Below are 20,890 nucleotides of genomic sequence, written 5' to 3' on the forward strand. Positions count from 1 at the left end.
ATAAAAAAAGCTATTAAAATCCCATTGGAATTTAATAGCCTTTTCTATTTAACAAATGATTAATACTTAATTATGACGTCGCTTGATTTTCGCTAATCTCAATCCACCAATTAATGATGCCATTACTAGTGATAATACAACTAGTAGGTTATCATTTTCAGTTTCATTAGTAATGCCCGTTTCTGGCAAAACTAAATCTTGCTTATTTTCAGCTACGACATGTTCATTTTGTTCTATTGCTTGGTTATGATTCATTGATACTGATACATTCGTTGTATTTGCATTAACATCAGCCATATCAATACCAGTGTTTAATGGTGTGTCAGTTTGCATATCATTGACTAATACATCCGCATCAGCAACTGTTGAATGATTAATACCATTTTCTTGATCAATGTCATTATCAATTACAGGTACTTGTTCCTCACCACTTGTTACTGGTGTTTGTTCCTCACCACCTGTTATCGGCGTTGGTTCCTCACCACTTGTTACTGGTGTTTGTTCCTCACCACCTGTTATCGGCGTTGGTTCCTCACCACCTGTTATCGGTGTTTGTTCCTCACCACCTGTTATCGGTGTTTGTTCCTCACCACCATTATGCCATTGTTCCATAATACCTGACAAATCAGCTTCCCCTGCTGCTTGTGCGGCTGCTACTTCAGCGTCCGTTGTCGCACTAGCTATGGCTTCTTTTGCTGTTTGTGCAGCTGCATCGATTGCTGCAGTTGCCGTTGCTTTTTCTTCGGCTGTTAGTCCAGCATTTCCTGCTACTGCTGCCTTTGCCGCTTCGGCTGCACTGTCAATTGCTGCTGAAGCCGTCGGCTTTGTTACCTCTGTTTGATCAACATTGCTAATTGCCGCTTCGCCGGCTGCTTGTGCAGCTGCTACTTCAGCGTCTGTTGTCGCATTAGCTATGGCCTCTTTTGCTGTTTGTGCAGCTGCATCAATTGCTGCAGTTGCCGTTGCTTTTTCTTCTTCCGTTAACCCGGCATTCCCCGCTACTGCTGCCTTTGCTGCTTCGGCTGCACTGTCAATTGCCGCTGAAGCCGTCGGCTTTGTTACCTCTGTTTGATCAACATTGCTAATTGCCGCTTCGCCGGCTGCTTGTGCAGCTGCTACTTCAGCGTCCGTTGTCACATTCGTTATGGCTTCTTTTGCCGTTTGTGCGGCTGCATCAATTGCTGCAGTTGCGGTTGCTTTTTCTTCTTCCGTTAATCCGGGATTCCCCGCTACTGCTGCCTTCGCTGCTTCGACTGCGCTGTCAATTGCCGCTGAAGCCGTTGGCTTTGTTACCCCTGTTTGATCAACATTACCAATTGCTGTCTCGCCGGCTGCTTGTGCGGCCGCTACTTCAGCGTCTGTTGTCGCATTCGTTATAGCTTCTTTTGCTGTTTGTGCAGCTGCATCAATCGCTGCAGTTGCCGTTGCTTTTTCTTCGGCTGTTAATCCGGCATTTCCTGCTACTGCTGCCTTCGCTGCTTCGGCTGCACTGTCAATTGCCGCTTCGCCGGCTGCTTGTGCAGCTGCTACTTCAGCGTCCGTTGTTGCACTAGTTATGGCTTCTTTTGCTGTTTGTGCAGCTGCATCAATCGCTGCAGTTGCCGTTGCTTTTTCTTCTTCCGTCAAGTTTGCATTGACTGCTACTGCTGCCTTCGCTGCTTCGGCTGCGCTGTCAATTGCCGCTGAAGCCGTTGGCTTTGTTACCTCTGTTTGATCAACATTGCTAATTGCCGCTTCGCCGGCTGCTTGTGCAGCTGCTACTTCAGCGTCCGTTGTCGCATTCGTTATGGCTTCTTTTGCTGTTTGTGCGGCTGCATCGATTCCAGCGTTTGCCGTTGCTTTTTCTTCGACTGTTAGTTCAGCATTCCCTGCTACTGCTGCCTTCGCTGCTTCTACTGCACTGTCAATTGCCGCTGAAGCCGTCGGCTTTGTCACTCCTGTTTGATCAACGTTGCCAATTGCTGTCTCACCGGCTACTTGTGCAGCTGCTACTTCAGCATCTATTGTCGCATTCGTTATGGCTTCTTTTGCTGTTTGTGCAGCTGCATCAATTGCTGCAGTTGCCGTTGCTTTTTCTTCGGCTGTTAGTCCAGTATTTCCCGCTACTGCTGCCTTTGCTGCTTCGGCTGCACTGTCAATTGCTGCTGAAGCCGTCGGCTTTGTCACCTCTGTTTGATCAACATTACCAATTGCTGTCTCGCCGGCTGCTTGTGCAGCTGCTACTTCAGCGTCCGTTGTCGCATTCGTTATGGCTTCTTTTGCTGTTTGTGTGGCTGCATCAATTGCTGCAGTTGCCGTTGCTTTTTCTTCGGCTGTTAATCCGGCATTTCCTGCTACTGCTGCCTTCGCTGCTTCGACTGCATTGTCAATTGCCGCTGAAGCCGTCGGCTTTGTTACCTCTGTTTGATCAACATTGCTAATTGCCGCTTCGCCGGCTGCTTGTGCAGCTGCTACTTCAGCGTCCGTTGTCACATTCGTTATGGCTTCTTTTGCCGTTTGTGCGGCTGCATCAATTGCTGCAGTTGCCGTTGCTTTTTCTTCTTCCGTTAATCCGGGATTCCCCGCTACTGCTGCCTTCGCTGCTTCGGCTGCGCTGTCAATTGCCGCTGAAGCCGTTGGCTTTGTTACCCCTGTTTGATCAACATTACCAATTGCCGTCTCGCCGGCTGCTTGTGCAGCTGCTACTTCAGCGTCTGTTGTCGTATTAGCTATGGCTTCTTTTGCTGTTTGTGCAGCTGCATCAATCGCTGCAGTTGCCGTTGCTTTTTCTTCTTCCGTCAAGTTTGCGTTGACTGCTACTGCTGCCTTCGCTGCTTCGGCTGCGCTGTCAATTGCCGCTGAAGCCGTTGGCTTTGTTACCTCTGTTTGATCAACATTGCTAATTGCCGCTTCGCCGGCTGCTTGTGCAGCTGCTACTTCAGCGTCTGTTATCGCATTAGCTATGGCTTCTTTTGCTGTTTGTGCGGCTGCATCAATTGCTGCAGTTGCCGTTGCTTTTTCTTCGGCTGTTAGTTCAGCATTTCCTGCTACTGCTGCCTTTGCTGCTTCGGCTGCACTGTCAATTGCCGCTGAAGCCGTTGGCTTTGTTACCCCTGTTTGATCAACGTTGCCAATTGCTGTCTCACCAGCTACTTGTGCAGCTGCTACTTCAGCGTCCGTTATCGCATTCGTTATGGCTTCTTTTGCCGTTTGTGCAGCTGCATCAATTGCTGCCGTTGCGGTTGCTTTTTCTTCGGCTGTTAATCCGGCATTCCCCGCTACTGCTGCCTTCGCTGCTTCAGCTGCGCTGTCAATTGCCGCTGAAGCCGTTGGCTTTGTTACCCCTGTTTGATCAACATTGCTAATTGCCACTTCGCCAGCTGCTTGTGCAGCTGCTACTTCAGCAAGTGTTGCTGCACTATCAATATTATTCTTTGCAGTCATCGCAACATTATCAATCTTAGCCGAAATTGCACTACGTTCATCAACAGTTAAATTAGTATTATTTGCAAGGTTATTTTTTACAGATTGCGCTGCATTATCAATTGCTATTTGAGCTGCTAATTTACTATCTACCAACACAGCATCGGTAACAATATCATCAATATTATTCGTTCCAGTATTAAATGCTGTATCAGCTTCAACTGTTGTTGTCGCCTTATCAATATTATCTATGCCTGCTGCAACTTCTGAATCGATGGCTGTTTGCGCTGCCAAACGTTGCTCATCTGATATATTTTCTAAATCTGTAATAACTTGTTTTTGCGCTTCACCATAAGCAATCAAAGTATTTTTATTATCTGATTGAACCTGTGCTAAACGTAATTGATCAACAGAATATTCTTGATTATCTGTGACAAACTCACGGGTTGTCTTAATAATAATGGTGTCATCATTTTGTAAATTGGCATTGCTCAAATCAAAACTGAATTTACCATTTTCATCTGTTAATTGACCATACTTATCTGTATCACGCCAATAAGGGCTGGCAATTATATTAATAGCTGGCAATGTATCAATTGAGCCATCAGCATGTTTAATTTGAATTTGAACGGATGCATCACTATCAGCCATAATATTTGAAATATTAGCTGTCAATTGATTATTTTTATCTAATGCAACATTTTCCTGAAAAACATCTTCACCAGAACGAATAACATCCAAAATACCTTTAGTATTATTCTGGAATTGATTGTTAATTTGTGTTTCAACTGCTTCAGTTTTACCAACTACATCTGATGCATTTGATGCATAGAATCCTAAAAATTGTGAGAAATTCAAATTCATTTTATCAAGAGAATCCGAATAATTACCTTGATCATCCATTACTTTAATTTTTGAAAAATTCAAAGTACCGTTAGTCATAAATGACGTTTTGTCATTAGTATTAGCCGTTCGATCAATTAAGAAATGCTTAGGTTGCACAATATTAAAGTATCCTTTACTAACTGCACTTCCTAAATCAATTAGCTTAACGGCACCTGTTCCATCAATTTTAGCAGTAAAAGTGGCATTCGGATTAACATTAAAAGTTGATCCACCAGTAATGTAAAATACACTACCTACAAAGTCTCCCATGTTTTGACCAACATAATTGAATGTTCCCTCACTATCAACATTTATTTGGCCTTTCCCACTAAAATTCAACAAATTATCCGGACTAATATTAATTGCCGATACAGATGGAACACCATTAGATTGAATATCCAATAATGCATTCTTTTCAACATTTATTTTTGATTCAATTAACACATGTAAGTGAATAGCACCTGATGTCTTCGCATTATTAATGCTATCTAAATTAATGTGTAATTCTGCACCATCATTAACGATGACATCAGCTGCTGATGCATTAATACCATACTTACCCTCCCCGTGAGGATTTAAGGTAACCGTTGATTGATTTTCTAGAAAGATTCCATTGTGGTCATTGGTAATATTTGTAATATCAACATTTGTATACAATACATCCCCATTAGTAGTAGTTCCTGTAAAATTGCTACCCGCTTTGAAATTAATCTCATTTGCTGAGATAGCAGGCGAACCATTAGCCGTTGTATTAACAGTGACAGTCCCTAAAACATCAACACTATTATTAGTTGAAATAAATGTACCACCCTGATAAGTAACATCTTCGATTGCATAACTATCGGCTTTACTGAAAATACCACTTGTATTAGTTCCTAATAGATCTAAATTCTTTAAATAAATACGATTCGTCGGAATTAAAATTGACGACATATCAAATGTGAATTTATTAAAATCAATTTTATATCGTTTATCACTGGTAGATTGAACTGTCATATCACGATGGCTTGTCACACTTATTGTTGGTAAATTCAATAAACCATTTTTATAACCCGCTAAATCAATATCTGAACTAATATAAATATCTGATGATGTACCGGTTGCAATAGCATTAACAAACTCTTCTGCCGTATTAACGACTACTGCACCCTCTGGTAATTCATCATCCGCTTTTGGTTGCACAACCGGCACAGAGGCATTAACACTAACTTTAGCAACTGCGGGTTGCTTCACTTGTTCAGTAGCATCTTTTGTCTTTGGCACTGCGCCTTCTTTCTTGTTAACGCTTACATTTTCGTTGTCAGAAATAGTTGTTTCAGTCATAGCCTGACTAGCTGGCTCTTGTTCAGTCTTTGTTGTAGCTACTGTTTCATCCGTCGCTACAGGTGTTTGTTCCGTTTCCACTTGCGATTTTTCTGTTGTCGTTTCTGTATCCACCATGCCTGCTGCTGATGATGACGTTTGCGCTTCGCCTGTCTCAGAAGTAGCTTGTGATTGCTCATTTACAGCATCCATTTTGTCATTTTTATTATCAACTACTGTCACTTCGCTATTTACTGCCGAACTGATAGCTTCACTATTCATTGCAGGCGACATTTGTTCATCTGATGATGAATTAGTTGATACTGCGTCACTTGCTTGACTTGTCACTTCAGTTGTATTTGCTAACTTATAAGATCTATCAATATTATTATCATTAACTTGTATGTTTGAACTTTGTTGTGCTGGTGTTACTTGGTCAGCATTAGCAGTCCCCAAAAATCCCATTGTCCCGATTGTTATTCCTGCTAAGGCAGTAACCCAGATTTTACCAATTTTATATGACTTGTAATGCGAACGAATATCTAATTGCACTTTTACGACACGCTTCATATTATCCTCTTTTCCCCATATGGAAGGCGACATAACTTTTATTGATTAATAATATCATATAATTCAAAGATATATTATATATTAAAAATCTTTATAAAATAATGCATAGGTATAAAGTTAGTGATTTACAGCACAATAAGTTAACATATAGTAAATTAATACGCTTATTTTTTAAAAAATCAATATTTTAAAAACAATCATTTTTATATCAAATCGAATTTAATGAACTCTATTTTAAATCGTTTTCAACATTTAACGCAATCAATTAATCTAAATTAAATGAATAAAATTAATTATATATACTTTTGAAATGTTCATGTGATAAACAGAACCTAAATCAGCTTTTTTTACATTATCAAAAGCTTTAAAAAAATAAATTTTTTGTGTTTTGTTCGTGTTTTAAACAAAAAAAGCGACAAACATTATATAAATGTTTGTCGCTTTATCATATTATATTTTTCGACATTTATTATCAGTAACAAGTATATTACCTATAAACTTTTTAACTTATTTTCTATAATGTAACGATTACACTAATAACCCACATACGTATCTGTATCTGTAACAGTACCAGTACCGTATGTACTATCTGTAGTAGTATCAGCTGCTTCTTCAGTTGCAGATTGTGAAGCTGGTAAGCCATTCATTATTAGTGTTGCGTTAGAAACCTTACCACCATAGAGTGTACCAGTTTTTTTATGTTTTAGTCCTAATGACTTACGTAAAACATTCGTAACACGTTGTTTTTCATCTTGCGAAATTAGCTCAGATGAACCAGAGGTTAGATTGACTTCGGTTCCCTGTGCATTATCTTGTTTAATTGTTTTGGCAGCACTAAGATAACGCGAAGCAACAGTCAGCATATCACCAAAGGTTAAATCAGTTTGTGTCGAATCAGACAATGTATTCAAAAACTTTTGATTAATTAGTTTAGTTGGATTACTCTTAGCATCATCAACAATCGTCTGCAATACCATTCGTTGACGTTTCTGACGGCCATAATCACCTTGTGGATCATCATAACGCATACGTGAAAATGCTAAAGCAGCCTGACCATCCATTTTTTTATATGTCTTAGTTTGACCTTTTGCATTAAGCGTAAATGTTGACGAACCCTTAGTAAAGTTATAAATATAGTCTCCATCATTATGAGCAGTATAAGGATTATACCCAAATGTCAGTGGTGACTTAACTTTAATACCATTCATTTGATCAATAACCTTTTCTAAACCACCCATATTAACCAATGCATAATAATCAATCGGCACATTTAACCACTTTTGAATTGTTTGAATCGTTGTCTTGGCAGATCCGTATTCATATGCTGAGTTCAACTTTTGCGGGAATTCCTCTTCATAACCAACCGGTGCAATAACCGAATCACGAGGCAAGGACATAATTGTTACTTTTTCTTTGTCTGGATTAACCGTAACTAACATCAAAGAATCTGTCCGACCTTTATACTTTCGATCTAATTCACCTGTATCAGTTCCTAATAGTAAAATTGAAAATGGTTTCCCTTGTTTGATCACTTTAGAAACATTACGCTCTTTCGTCAATCCGGTTTCTTGGTACGAACCATCAATGGCATTTTTAGTCTTGTTATAAGCAACACCAAATAACATCCCCACAATCAAAACAATAACAGCAATCACAAATAAAATAGCCCCACGAATTCTGCGTTTACGTGGCTGTTTCCCATTTGATTGAAACTTTTTATCACGTGGGCCACCTTCACGCTTTTTACGCCTCTTTAATTCGTTTTCAGCCTGGCGTCGATCTAATCGAGTTTTCGGCTCATTATCCATGAGCATCTCCTCTCTAAACTATAAAGATTAATAATATATTTCATATTCTGTTCAAGAAAAAATACTTAGTAAGTTTATAAAAAGTTCCTTTTAAAAAACTTATAGCAACCCTACCATATTACCATATTTTTTAGCCATGCAATATATCATTAGCCATTATCTGACACCATTATAAATATTAAACAGCCACTGGTGCCTTAATACTTGAGTGAGGTTCATACCCATTTAATTTAATATCAGACATTGTATACTCTGCAATATCAGTTACATCGGGATTTAAAGTAAGCGTTGGTAATGCCTTCATGTCGCGTTGTAATTGTTTTTGGATTTGCTCAATATGATTTGAATAAATGTGAGTATCACCAAAAGTATGTACAAATTCACCTGGCTGTAGTCCGGTTTGCGCTGCAACCATATGTAACAATAAAGCATATGAAGCAATATTAAATGGCACACCTAAAAACACATCTGCAGAACGTTGATAAAGTTGTAGACTTAATTTACCATCAGCCACATAAAACTGAAACAAAGTGTGGCAAGGTGGTAAAGCCTGCGTTGGCACATCTTCAGGATTCCATGCGGAAACAATCAAACGACGTGAATCAGGATTATGCTTGATTTGTTCTATGACATCATGAATTTGATCTATAAAGCCACCTTGTACGCGACGCCAGTGTCGCCATTGTGCACCATATACATCACCCAATTCACCATATTTTTCTGCAAATACATCATCATTTAAAATACGCTCAACAAATATAGCATGTTGCTCATCATATTGTGTTTTAAAATCCTCATCAATCAATGAACGACGGCCAAAATCAGTCATATCTGGTCCATTATAATCAGATGATGTTACCCAATTTTTAAAAGCCCATTCATCCCAAATATGATTTTTATGCTCTAACAAAAAGCGGATGTTGGTATCCCCTTTAAGGAACCATAATAACTCACTTTTAATTAAACCAAATGGCACCCGTTTAGTTGTTAGTAACGGAAACCCTTCACTCATATCAAAACGTAATTGACGCCCAAAGACCGATTTTGTTCCTGTACCAGTGCGATCATTTTTAACCGCACCATTATCCAATATATCTTGCGCTAAATCTAAGTAACCTTGTTCATTTTCACTCATAATGAGTACCTTACTAGCCTTTCTATAAATAAGCCTCAAAATCAATTTTATCTAAATCTGTACCATCTACTTTTACTTGTGCAATTGTGACATTTTTTGCATCCAATAATTCTGTTACAAAATCATCATTACGATAGTTACGTAAATAGTTAATTTTAGTCACCCCTGCTTGTAGTAACAATTTTGTACAATGTACACAAGGAAAATCGGTTACAAAAACTTGAGCACTATCAGCACTAATACCCATCTTTGCTAATTGCATCAGAGCATTCTGTTCAGCGTGCACTGCACGAATACAATGACCATCCACCAACAAATCACCCACCTCAGTACAATGTGGTGTGCCAGATACGGATCCATTATAACCACTAGCAATGATGCGGCCATCTTTTACCACAACTGCGCCGACATGCAATCGTGTGCAAGTACTACGTGCAGCTAACATAATTGCTTGTAGCATAAAATACTTTTCCCAAGTAATCCGTTCATCATTCATTATCTTGCCCCTTTACTATCTGTATTAGTTGTTCCTAATATTAGCAAGGATTGCAATTAAATAAAAGGTTTTATATTTTACAACTTATAAAACATTTTATTACAGTCGTGACGAAATATATAATTGATTTAAAAAATAAATTATGATATAATATAAATAACTATTTTTATCTTTATGTAGATAATAGATTTATGCAGCGATTCCATTTGTCGCTGGCTATGGGGGTGCCCCATGAGAGGAGTTCTTATGCCTGCAGCATTAGCAGAAATTAAGCAACAATTAGATGAACACATCGGTGAGCAAGTCACTTTGACTACCCATGAAAGTCGTCACCGCACCATTGAACACCAAGCAATCGTACGAAACACCTTCCGTTCTGTTTTCGTCCTTGATTTAGAACAAGATGGTCACGAATTTGATCGTGCCTCATTTAGTTACACTGATCTTTTAACAGAAAATATTGAAATTTCTTTCGATTAATTTGATTAGGCAACCAAAAAAGCGCCAGGTATAATGATTTAAAATCAATTATACCTGGCGCTTTTTTATTATTTTATTCTGCTTTGTTTAATCGCACAATTTCAAATTCATTAATATAAGCATCCTTAAAATCAAGTGGCTTAATTGCAAAATCTGCCAACTCAACCGTGTCACCACCTTTAATATCAGGGAATTGTTCCAAAATAAATCCAGTTAGCGTGACCATATCTGATTTATCAAATGCTTTAATATCCGTCTTAAAATAACGTTCAAAATCATAAACTGTCATTTTTCCAGATACTTTATAATGCATTTGTTGTTGATTATCTGTTCCCAATTTTTCAACTAAATCATCAACCACCCAGTCAACTTCGTCTCGAACTGAGCCAAAAAGTTCTTCATAAATATCTTTATCTGTAATAATACCAGATGTGCCACCATACTCATCTTTGACAACAATCATCGGTGTTCGTTTTGAAATCATCAATTTCAAAACATCTTGGATTGGCATATTTTCAGGTACAGTTGGCATATTACGAATTATCTTTCGTACAGGTACGGTACGATCGATTTCTGCTTGACGCATAATATCGTAATTAAATACGTAACCTAAAATTTTATCTTTGTCACCATCAGCAACAACTGGGAAACGTGAATGTTTTGTTTCAAAATAAGCATGCAATGCGTCATCAATATCACTTCTAACATCGACGACAAATAATTGCGTACGATCAATCATAATATCATTTGCAACCTTATCATTCATTTCAAATGCGCGTTCCATAAAGACATAATCTTCATTTTGCAATTGACCTAAACGAGCCGCATTACGTGATAAGCTCAAAATTTCTGCTTCTGAATAAACTTCATTATCTTCAGATGCTGTGCGTAACCCTAGTAAGTGCGTAAATCCAGTTGCGGACTTGTTCAACAACCACACAAATGGATAAAATAGCACATGGAATAGGCGCAATGGCCCTGAAACGAACAAAGCTACCTTAACTGGGAATTCAATTGATACATTTTTAGGTACCAACTCCGTTAGGACAACCTCAATATAAGTCAACAATATCAACGCAATAACTGATGCAATCGCTGCTGAACTAGGCCCTGTCATTTCTTTTAAGAAACCACCAGCTAATAGTAAGTGGGCAATTGTTTCTTCACCCATCCAACCTAATAACAAACCAGTCACTGTAATACCAACTTGGGTCGTTGATAAATACTCGTTTAAATTATCAACCATGTGAATCGTTGTTGCGATCTTGCGTGATGGTCGTTCACGTGCCTCTTGTAGTTCTACTAATGCACTTCTTCTAACCTTCACTAGCGCAAATTCAGCAGAAACACATAACGCCGCAAATATTAACACCAAGATTATCACAATAATTGATATGATAAATCTTCCTTCACTCAAATTAATTTCCTACTTTCAAATATAATGGTATCGATTATCCATATTATATCAAACTTTATCATATGTGTTGATAACAGGTTATAACACTTATTAAACCTAATATTTGGACAATTTGATAAAAGCGCTACTAAATTCTATCCGGAGAATTTAGTAGCGCTTTTATTTTATCAAAAAACATCAATCATTAATCTTAATGTTTTTCATCATCATTATCTGCTATATCAATCTCTGATTCTGGAAAAGCAACAACTTCAAATTTTTCAATGTACGCATCTTTAAAATCAAGTGCTGTAATCTCAAAGTTAGCAATACGAATAGCTTGGCCAACATGGAAATCTGGATGTTCATCCAACACATAACCAGTCAAAGTCACCTTTTCTGATTTTTCAAAAGATTTAAGTTCAGTCTTAAAGAATCGCTCAAAATCATATAACGTCATTTTTCCGGATACACGATAATGCATATTGCCTGCATCATCTGATCCCATCTTCTCGACCATATCATCAGCCACATCATCAATTTCATCACGAACAGAACCAAATAGTTCCTCATAAATATCTTTGTCCGTCACAATACCTGATGTACCACCAAATTCGTCTTTAACCACAACAATCGGTGCACGGTGTTCAATCATCTCTTGTAGCACTTCCGTAATAGGTTGTGTTTCAGAAACAACTGGCAAATTACGTAAGACTGTTCTAATTGGTGCATCTGGACTAATTCGTCCCTGACGTACCAAATCATATGAAAAGACATAGCCTAAAATCTTATCTTTATCATTATCTGCAACAACTGGAATTCGTGAAAACTTTTCTTCCAAATATAAGTTTAAGGCATCAGCAATCGTTTCTGTCACATCCACAACCGTCAATTGTGTACGATCAATCATAATATCCAAAGCTTCTTTATCATTCATCGCAAAAGCACGCTTCATGAATGTCAAATCTTCTTCATCCAATTCACCAGCATCTGCCGCATCCTTTGACAAAGATAAAATTTCAGCTTCTGAATAAATATCTTCATCTGGATGGGCATTGAACCCTAACATTTTTGTAAAGAATGCAGCTGCACGATCAAATAGCCAAATTAATGGGAACAAAACAACGTGGAAAAACATTACAGGTCTAACAATGGCCAACAACATTTTAACAGGTTGATCAATCGCAATATTCTTTGGGACCAAATCAGTAAACACTGCGTGGATAAATGTAAAGATCAAAATAGCCGCAATTGATGATACACTATGTGCAATTGCAGGTGGTAAAATTTCAGCATTAATAATTAATGTTGCAATAAAATCTTCACCCAGCCAACCTAAAATCAATGAGGTTAGTGTAATACCAACTTGTGCAGTTGATAGATATTCTGATAAATGATCCAACATGTGCAACGCATGCCCTACTTTGGCAGACGGCTTTTCACGAGCCTCTTGCATCGCACGTAATGAACTTGGACGTACTTTAACCAATGAATACTCTGTTAAAGTAAACAGAATAGCTAGCAACAAAATAATAATAATAATCACCAAATTAGTGATAATAGACGGACCGGAATCCATGACATACCTTCTTTCAAAATTAGTTCTAAACACAATTATAGCAAATTTCGTTACTTACTGTATACACTATATTTAACTAGTGAATTATGTAAATTAATAAATTCTTCTAGTGATAACTTTTCAGCGCGAATACGTGGATCAATCCCCACATTTTCTAAGGCAGCAGTAAGTTTTTCTTTCATCACATCATCTTTACCAAATGCTGTAATTAAATTGTTCCATAATGTTTTACGTCGCATGGTAAAACCAACTTTAAACAAATTAAATAATTGTTGCTCATTATGTGGTAATACTTGCAATGGTTCACGTGGCGTTAATGAAATAATCGCTGAATCCACATTAGGATTTGGCACAAATGCCGTTCTTGAAACCGTAAAAGCCAACGTCGCATTCATTCGATATTGTACAGCTAAAGTTAATGACCCATAATCCTTAGTCCCTACTTCAGCTGATAAACGACTCGCCACTTCTTTTTGCATCATGACAACAATATTATCAAATTTCACATCTGACTGAAGCACTTGCATTAAGATAGGTGTGGTAATGTAATATGGTAAATTAGCAACTAGCTTCAAGGGCGCATTCGGATCACTAAAATGCGCTTTAATTTCAGATTCCAAATCAACCTTTAAAATATCTTGATTAACAATCATTACATTATCGTAAGGTGCCATCGTATGATCTAAAACTGGTATCAAACGGTCATCAATTTCAAATGCTAATACTTCTTTTGCTGATCGCGCCAATTGCTCTGTTAGAGCACCTATACCCGGTCCGATCTCAATAACATTATCCGTATCCTTCACTTCTCCAGCTGCAACAATGTTTTTCAATATATTAATATCTGTCAAAAAATTTTGACCCAAAGATTTTTTTGTATTAATGCCAAAACTATTCATAATGGCTTGCGTACGCATTGGCGTCGCAATATCTGGCACATCTGTCATTCTTTTTCCTCATCTAATTCATTTAAAACCGTTAATAAATTTTTCTTTTTAATACCAAACATTATCAAACGATTCATTAATTGTTTACCGTTCACATATCCTAAATTCATTGCTTCAGAAATATATTCACGACGCTTGGCTGCACCCTGACCAGCAACTAATCCTAATTGCCGTAAATCCGCCATCGTAATATCCGTTGTTATTGCTGCTGCTGTTTTCGGTGTATAAACTGCTTGTAACGCCGTTTGCAATACAGCAGGTGTCGCATATTCAATGCCTAAACTATGATGCTTAATTTGTCGACCAGCTTCATCTTTAGTCAAAAAAGCATGTTTTGCATTGGGCACCACACTACTGATAATTTTTCTTAATCGCTCACCATTAAAATCAGGGTCAGTAAAAACAATCACACCACGATTAATTGCAGCTTGTTTAATAGCGGCTATTGTTTGTTCGCTAAGTGCTGACCCGTTCGTTTCAATGGTATCTGCACTAACTGCATGTCTTAATGCTTCAGTGTCTGCACGCCCTTCTACAACAATCACTTCTTTAATTTTCATCATTTAACTTGGTCTAAATGCCATAGCCGACGTGCATTATTTGTTGTAATTTTGGCTACTTCATCATAGCTTTTACCCAATAATTCAGCAATATAATCAATAATATAATGTACATACATTGGTTCATTAGGCTTACCACGCATAGGTGTTGGTGCTAAATAAGGTGCGTCCGTTTCCACTAATAAACGATCCAGTGGTACTGACTTAAGTGTCTCTTGCACATCCTTTGCGTTTTTAAACGTTGCAATTCCTGAGAATGAAATATACATCCCCAAATCAAGAAACTGCTTAGCTTCTTCTGGTGTACCAGTAAACGAATGCATAACACCGCCAAATTCCTCAACATGTGCATCTTTTAATGTTTGATACGTATCTGCCGTGGCATTACGTGTATGTACTGTGACAGGCAAATTAAACTCACGAGCTAATGTTAATTGCTGTATAAAAGCCTTTTTTTGTTCATCAGCTGATGGATTATCATCCCAATAATAATCCAACCCGGTCTCACCAACACCAATAACCGCATCATCTTGTAATTGTTTGCGGAATGTTGCTAATGCTTCATCATTCATTTCCAAAATATCTTCTGGCTGCCAACCAATAACCGCATGCATACCTTCAAAATCATGAGCTAACTGAATAGCTCGTTCATTAGATTGCGTGTCATAACCAATAATATTCATTTCTACAATGCTAAATTCAGTTGCTCTACCAAAATAAGCTGGCACATCATGCCAAAACGTATCATCATTTAGATGTGTATGGGTATCATAGCCGTCAGCGCGGCGTTGCCCAGATTTATAAATCGCCATTTTTACTCCTTGATTAATTTTTTTATACGGTTTAATCTTTGTTATTTTTAATCTATTTCATTCTAGCAAATGATTCAAAAAAAGCCAAAAAACACTTATATAATCATCTATTAAGCATAACATGCCACCATTAATATTTCATTTTTAAAATAGCTTTTCTCTTAATAAATCGGTTTTAAAAAACAGCAAATCATCAATATCGGATAATTTACTGTTATGACAGATAAGATAGTTATATTTTATGCCAAATTTATTTAGTTTCACTTATTCGCTACTAATATTTGCCAATAAAATAGCCTGTGAATTAATTACTTCATCATAGAGCTCTTTTAACAACTCTGCATCTGCGTCACCTTGTGTTCGCTGTTGTTCAATATAATTTAATTCTTCTTGTAATGCATTTAGGAAAACCTGTTGCTCATCATCGGAATTAATTTTTTGATTTTGTAGCATTGCTTGTTGATGAGAATAAGCATATCGTAGCGCAATCATATCTCTTGCATTCATATCTTGTTTTGATAATTGATTCATATACGTCGTCATACCATCATTAATAATGTTCATCACTTCATCAACACTATTTTGATGACTATGATAACTATCTTGATGGTTAGCTACCCGATGTTTAATTATTCTGACAGTTAACTTTCGCCAAATATGGCGTCGATGTTTACCAAATTTACCAAAACCATTTTGCAATGATTGCATCCGGTTATAAAGTTGCAGCGCTTCATCGGATATACGATTTTCATCAATCGCTTGCGCCATTGCTTGGTCTGCTACTTTATATAACGTCCGATAAGCCTTTTTACGACTAGCATCATTTAATTGTTCATTACCATAACCTAATTGATTTTTTAACTGTTGCATAACAGTCGCCTTAATTGTTTGCGCTACATCTGCATGGCTAACATATGTCATCGCAGCATTGACCATTTCTGTATGATTTTTTTGGTACGTATCTGCATCATATAAAGGTGCTAAACGATTTAAAATTCTTGGTAATAAGATAACTGGTACTAATAAACTTAATATAATAACAGTTGATGCAATTAACAATAAATCATTACGTTCTGTAAATGCAGCACCATTACTTAATGTTAATGGTAATGAGAATGCCATCGACATTGTCACGGCACCATGAACACCACCAATAGCAAAGACCAAACCATCACGTTTCGTATATGGTTTGTTGCCAAATCGACCACTATAACGAATTGCGAGATAACGACATAGCGTCATCACGACATATAATAAAATACCAATAGCAATCAATGCCACCCAAGTTCTAACCGGTTGTAGAATATAAACCTTTGCTACACTAACTAAAGATGTCCCTAGTAAAATGAACACCAAACCATTTAAAATCTGCGATACAATATCAGTCAATTGGCCCGTTAAATGGTTAAGCTTTGGATCCATAAATTGCGTATGCTGTTGTTCAATATTAGACATAACCCCCATCACAACAACTGCAATAATACCCGAAACACCAAAAACATGCTCTGCAATACCAAATACAACAATTGGTGCTAGAAAGTACATCAAAACATGAGCAACCGTATCATCAAATTCAGCCTTCAGTAAATGTTGACGAACATAAATGAAAATAAAGCTAGCAATAAAACCAGCAATCACGCCACCCACTGCTACTACCAAAAACTCACTAAACCCATGTATAAATGAAAAAGTTCCCGTATTCATCCATAGAATTGCTAGCTCTAAAATAACTAACCCTGTCGCATCATTAAACAACGATTCTAAACTCAAAGAACGTTTAACATCTTTAGGCATATCTAACCCATTCGTAACTGATTCTAAAGCAGTCGCATCAGTCGGTGTTACGATTGCTGCTAATGCTAGCGAGAATGGTAACGCCCAACCAATTGCGACGTGCCCAACGGTCATCAAAATAACGACCGTTACAATAGCTAAAATACCTGCTAACTCAATAATTGATTTAAAATGTTTTGAAATTAATTTAGCTTGAGTACGTTGCCCTTCATAAAACAATAATGGTGCAATCACTAGCATCATAAACCATTCTGGATTTAACATAATCACATAATGATTAATAACCGGGACGATAGCTAATAATATACCACCTACGATTTGCCACAAAGCTTGCGGAATTTTCGGAAATGCTTGCGTTAAAAAATTAGCAATAATGATTGCAACACATACGTAAGCTAATGCATAAAAAATTATCATCTGATAGTATCCTCCTTTTACATTGCTTAAAAATAAAGGATTGAGATTATAATCTCAATCCTTTATGCATGACTTGATTGACTACTAATTAGCCAAGTTCTGATCCTGCTTCAATTTCATCTGGCAAGATTGATAAGGTAACCTTACCATCTTTTTCAGCTGAAAGAAGCATTCCTTCAGAAAGTTCCCCCATCATCTTACGAGGCTTTAAGTTGGCAACATAAGCAACCTTTTTACCAACTAATGTCGTATATTCTGGATAAAACTTCTTAATACCTGACAAAATTGTTCGACCATCAGCAGAACCATCGTCTAATTTGAAGCGTAATAATTTATTAGATTTCTCTACTTCAGACACTTCTTTAATTTCTGCAACACGCAATTCTACCTTTTCAAAATCATCAAAAACAATTTCGTCTTTAGTTGTAATCGTCTTTGGTGCTGTTGGCTTCGTCATTGAACGTGTTTGCTTACCACCTTGTCCTGTCATATTATCACGAATATAAACAACTTCGGCTTCTACATCAACACGTGGGAAGATTGGTTGTCCTTTTAGTACAACATGACCACCTGTTGGTATATCTTCAAAGTTTAATCCGATAATATCAGTATTTGAATCATCCAAACCTAATTGATTGAAAATGCTTTGTGGTGCTTTCGTCAAAATAGGTTGCAATAGGATAGCAACTACACGTAAAGCAGCTGCTAAATGAGCCATAACTGATGCTAATACTTCTGTTTGACTATCATCTTTAGCTAACGTCCATGGTGTTGTTTCATCAATATACTTATTAGCACGTGAAATCAATTGCCAGATGTTTGCCAAAGCATCAGCAGTCCGCATTGCTTGCATATTATCATTATAATTAACAATGACTTCTTGCGCAGTTTCAACAAGATCTTGATCAAAGTCAGTTAAACCAGTATGCAATTCTGGAATAACACCAGCTTCATATTTATTAATCATGGCAACTGTACGGTTCAACAAGTTTCCCAAGTCATTTGCCAAATCATAATTTAGTTTTGAAACAAAATCTTCAGGGGTGAAAATACCATCATTTCCAAATGGCATTGCACGGAGCAAGTAGTAACGCACAGCATCAATACCATAACGTTCAGCCAAAGTATCTGGGTACACAACGTTCCCCTTTGACTTAGACATTTTACCATCACGCATTGTTAACCAACCATGACCAACAATTGTTTCAGGCATTGGTAATCCCAAAGCATGTAACATAATAGGCCAATAAATTGTGTGGAAACGAACAATTTCCTTACCAACCAAATGTACATTAGCTGGCCAGAATTTATCAAATAAGGTTGTATCATCTGACATGTAACCTAACTTGGTAATATAGTTTGATAAAGCATCAATCCATACATAAACAACGTGGTCAGGATCTGATGCAACTGGTACACCCCAGTTAAAGGCCGTACGTGTTACAGCCAAATCTTCCAAACCTGGCTCAATAAAGTTCTTAATCATCTCGTTCATACGAGTTGCTGGTTGAATAAACTTAGGGTGTGACTTATAGTAGTCCAACAACCAGTCAGCATACTTACTCATCTTAAAGAAATATGATTCTTCCTGAACAAGTTCTACTTCGTGTCCTGAAGGAGCTTTACCACCAGTAACATTACCATCATCATCACGATAAACTTCTGCTAATTGAGACTCAGTGAAATACTCTTCATCATCAACTGAATACCAGCCTTCATATTGGCCTTTATAAATATCACCTTGATCCAGGAACTTTTGAAAAATCTTTTGCACTGCTTTTTCATGATAATCATCAGTGGTACGAACAAAGCCATCATTACTGATTGCTAATTCAGCCCATAAGGCTTTAATATCTGCAGCCATTTGATCAACATATTCTTTGGGTGAAATGTTTAATTTTTCAGCTTTTTGTTCGATTTTTAATCCGTGTTCGTCGGTACCTGTTAGAAAATATACATCCTCATTTAATAGCCGGTGGTATCGCGCTGCTGCATCGGCTAACACTGTCGTATAGGTATTACCAATATGCAACTTACCAGATGGATAATAAATTGGTGTTGTAATATAGAAACTTTTCTTTTCTTCTGCCATTCTCATTTTACCTCCCATCTTACAAATGAGTAAGATGTTATTTTTAGCTACATTAATTTAACGCCCATTACATCAATTATATCAAAGATTTAATAGCTCCTGTCAGATAATATTAAAATTTATCCTGTTACCACTAAGTATGTTTGCACTAATGTGAAAGCCAGGTGCCAAACATGGTCAACTTATTGGGGAAATATTAAAAGTCGTCAATCTATCAGATTGACGACTAGTACTCATACAATAGACACTTATGCAGCGACTACTATGCAATATTTCTTTTATTCTTTGCCATAAAAGGTACTTTTTCACGGATAAATGGTATAACCCACCGGTCTCCACCAATCTTACCCGCATTAAGACCTGCTACTAGTAACAAAGTTCCTAAAATAATTAGAATAGGATTTGTTGAAATCATTCCTGCTAATAAATAATTGAAATTTAATCCTAAACCAAAGAATGTGGCTAATGTCGTTAAAGTTCCGAAAATTAATCCTAAACCAATTAATAATTCACCATATTGCACCATAAAATCAAAAATCCCTAAATTAGGTTGCACAATATTTTCTAAAAATTTTGTATACCAATCATATGCTGGTGCACCTGTTGCACCAGTTACTGGTGTTTTAATCGCCTGTTGTACCATTGCTTCTGATGTAAAATTACCAGACGAAATTTTACTCCACCCACTCGTTAACCAGACATATCCCACATATAGTCTAATTAACGTTAATACCACCATACTACTCTTACTGTTACGCAACCAATTAACCATAAAATCTCCTCCTTAACCTTACCTGAATTTCTTTCACTTTAAATTAACTTACTTAAAATAACCTTATGCATATTTGATGATTAAATATTTAAAAATCTATTTATTTAAATATATTATTATATAATAATATTGTTTAAATAAGAAAACTCATATTCCATTAAGCTAGATAGTTGGGCTGTATGTTAGTCACCTAACCCTCATCAACTATGTTAAAAATAAATTTCTACCAAGAAAAAACCAATATCAACATATTTTTTATGTCAATATTGGTTTTATTTAATACCTAATTTATTTATATTTAATACAAAAAAAGAGTTCACATTTTACTGTGAACTCTTTCCAAGTTGCATCGCGACGTCCTATCCTCGCAGGAGGCGATCCTCCAACTACTTTTGGCACTACTGAGCTTAACTTCTGTGTTCGGTATGGGAACAGGTGTGACC

Annotated in this window: 13 protein-coding genes and 1 rRNA gene; 1 reads left to right on the forward strand and 13 read right to left on the reverse strand. The window is 37.1% G+C overall.

All coding sequences use genetic code 11. The annotated features are described in order from the left end of the window. Positions 1-66: 66 nt before the first annotated feature. From FFM55_RS08585 to FFM55_RS08600, 4 genes are all read right to left on the reverse strand, one after another. Positions 67-6,159, reverse strand: coding sequence for a DUF1542 domain-containing protein (locus FFM55_RS08585; RefSeq protein WP_170999686.1), 6,093 nt, complete (start codon positions 6,157-6,159; stop codon positions 67-69). A 533-nt stretch (positions 6,160-6,692) separates the two neighbouring features. Continuing rightward, positions 6,693-7,967, reverse strand: coding sequence for an LCP family protein (locus FFM55_RS08590; protein ID WP_042494525.1), 1,275 nt, complete (start codon positions 7,965-7,967; stop codon positions 6,693-6,695). A gap of 178 nt (positions 7,968-8,145) precedes the next feature. Further along, positions 8,146-9,102 carry a thymidylate synthase gene (locus FFM55_RS08595; protein WP_042494523.1) on the reverse strand — a complete coding sequence of 319 codons (957 nt, stop codon included), beginning with the start codon at positions 9,100-9,102 and terminating at the stop codon, positions 8,146-8,148. Positions 9,103-9,124: 22 nt separating this feature from the next. After that, positions 9,125-9,598, reverse strand: coding sequence for a deaminase (locus FFM55_RS08600; RefSeq protein WP_042494521.1), 474 nt, complete (start codon positions 9,596-9,598; stop codon positions 9,125-9,127). A 246-nt stretch (positions 9,599-9,844) separates the two neighbouring features. Between FFM55_RS08600 and FFM55_RS08605 the strand changes: the two genes are divergently transcribed. Further along, positions 9,845-10,078 carry a Veg family protein gene (locus tag FFM55_RS08605; protein ID WP_042494519.1) on the forward strand — a complete coding sequence of 78 codons (234 nt, stop codon included), beginning with the start codon at positions 9,845-9,847 and terminating at the stop codon, positions 10,076-10,078. Positions 10,079-10,151: 73 nt separating this feature from the next. On the opposite strand, the gene FFM55_RS08610 is transcribed toward FFM55_RS08605, so the two are convergent. The 9 genes from FFM55_RS08610 to rrf all read right to left on the reverse strand — a co-directional run. Beyond that, positions 10,152-11,495 carry a hemolysin family protein gene (locus FFM55_RS08610; protein ID WP_042494518.1) on the reverse strand — a complete coding sequence of 448 codons (1,344 nt, stop codon included), beginning with the start codon at positions 11,493-11,495 and terminating at the stop codon, positions 10,152-10,154. Positions 11,496-11,685: 190 nt separating this feature from the next. Then, positions 11,686-13,053 carry a hemolysin family protein gene (locus FFM55_RS08615; protein WP_042494516.1) on the reverse strand — a complete coding sequence of 456 codons (1,368 nt, stop codon included), beginning with the start codon at positions 13,051-13,053 and terminating at the stop codon, positions 11,686-11,688. Between the two features lie 50 nt (positions 13,054-13,103). Next, positions 13,104-14,000 (reverse strand): 16S rRNA (adenine(1518)-N(6)/adenine(1519)-N(6))-dimethyltransferase RsmA, encoded by an 897-nt coding sequence (rsmA, locus tag FFM55_RS08620; protein WP_042494515.1) that lies wholly within the window; start codon positions 13,998-14,000, stop codon positions 13,104-13,106. After that, the gene (rnmV, locus tag FFM55_RS08625; RefSeq protein ID WP_042494598.1) at positions 13,997-14,560 is read right to left on the reverse strand and encodes a ribonuclease M5; all 564 of its coding nucleotides are present in this window, start codon (positions 14,558-14,560) and stop codon (positions 13,997-13,999) included. The genes rsmA and rnmV overlap by 4 nt, the downstream gene beginning before the upstream one ends. Continuing rightward, positions 14,560-15,372 (reverse strand): TatD family hydrolase, encoded by an 813-nt coding sequence (locus tag FFM55_RS08630; protein ID WP_042494513.1) that lies wholly within the window; start codon positions 15,370-15,372, stop codon positions 14,560-14,562. The genes rnmV and FFM55_RS08630 overlap by 1 nt, the downstream gene beginning before the upstream one ends. A 264-nt stretch (positions 15,373-15,636) precedes the next feature. Further along, positions 15,637-17,583 carry a cation:proton antiporter gene (locus FFM55_RS08635; RefSeq protein WP_042494512.1) on the reverse strand — a complete coding sequence of 649 codons (1,947 nt, stop codon included), beginning with the start codon at positions 17,581-17,583 and terminating at the stop codon, positions 15,637-15,639. Between the two features lie 88 nt (positions 17,584-17,671). After that, a complete protein-coding gene (gene metG / locus FFM55_RS08640) occupies positions 17,672-19,675 on the reverse strand; it encodes a methionine--tRNA ligase (RefSeq protein ID WP_052348464.1) in 2,004 nt (667 codons plus the stop codon). A 262-nt stretch (positions 19,676-19,937) separates the two neighbouring features. After that, complete coding sequence (locus tag FFM55_RS08645) at positions 19,938-20,447, reverse strand: DoxX family membrane protein (protein ID WP_042494508.1); 510 nt, start codon at positions 20,445-20,447, stop codon at positions 19,938-19,940. 346 nt (positions 20,448-20,793) lie between these two features. Continuing rightward, positions 20,794-20,890 (reverse strand): 5S ribosomal RNA (gene rrf / locus FFM55_RS08650); the annotation flags it as partial.

Source organism: Weissella sagaensis (genome assembly GCF_005405285.1).
GTDB lineage: Bacteria > Bacillota > Bacilli > Lactobacillales > Lactobacillaceae > Weissella > Weissella sagaensis.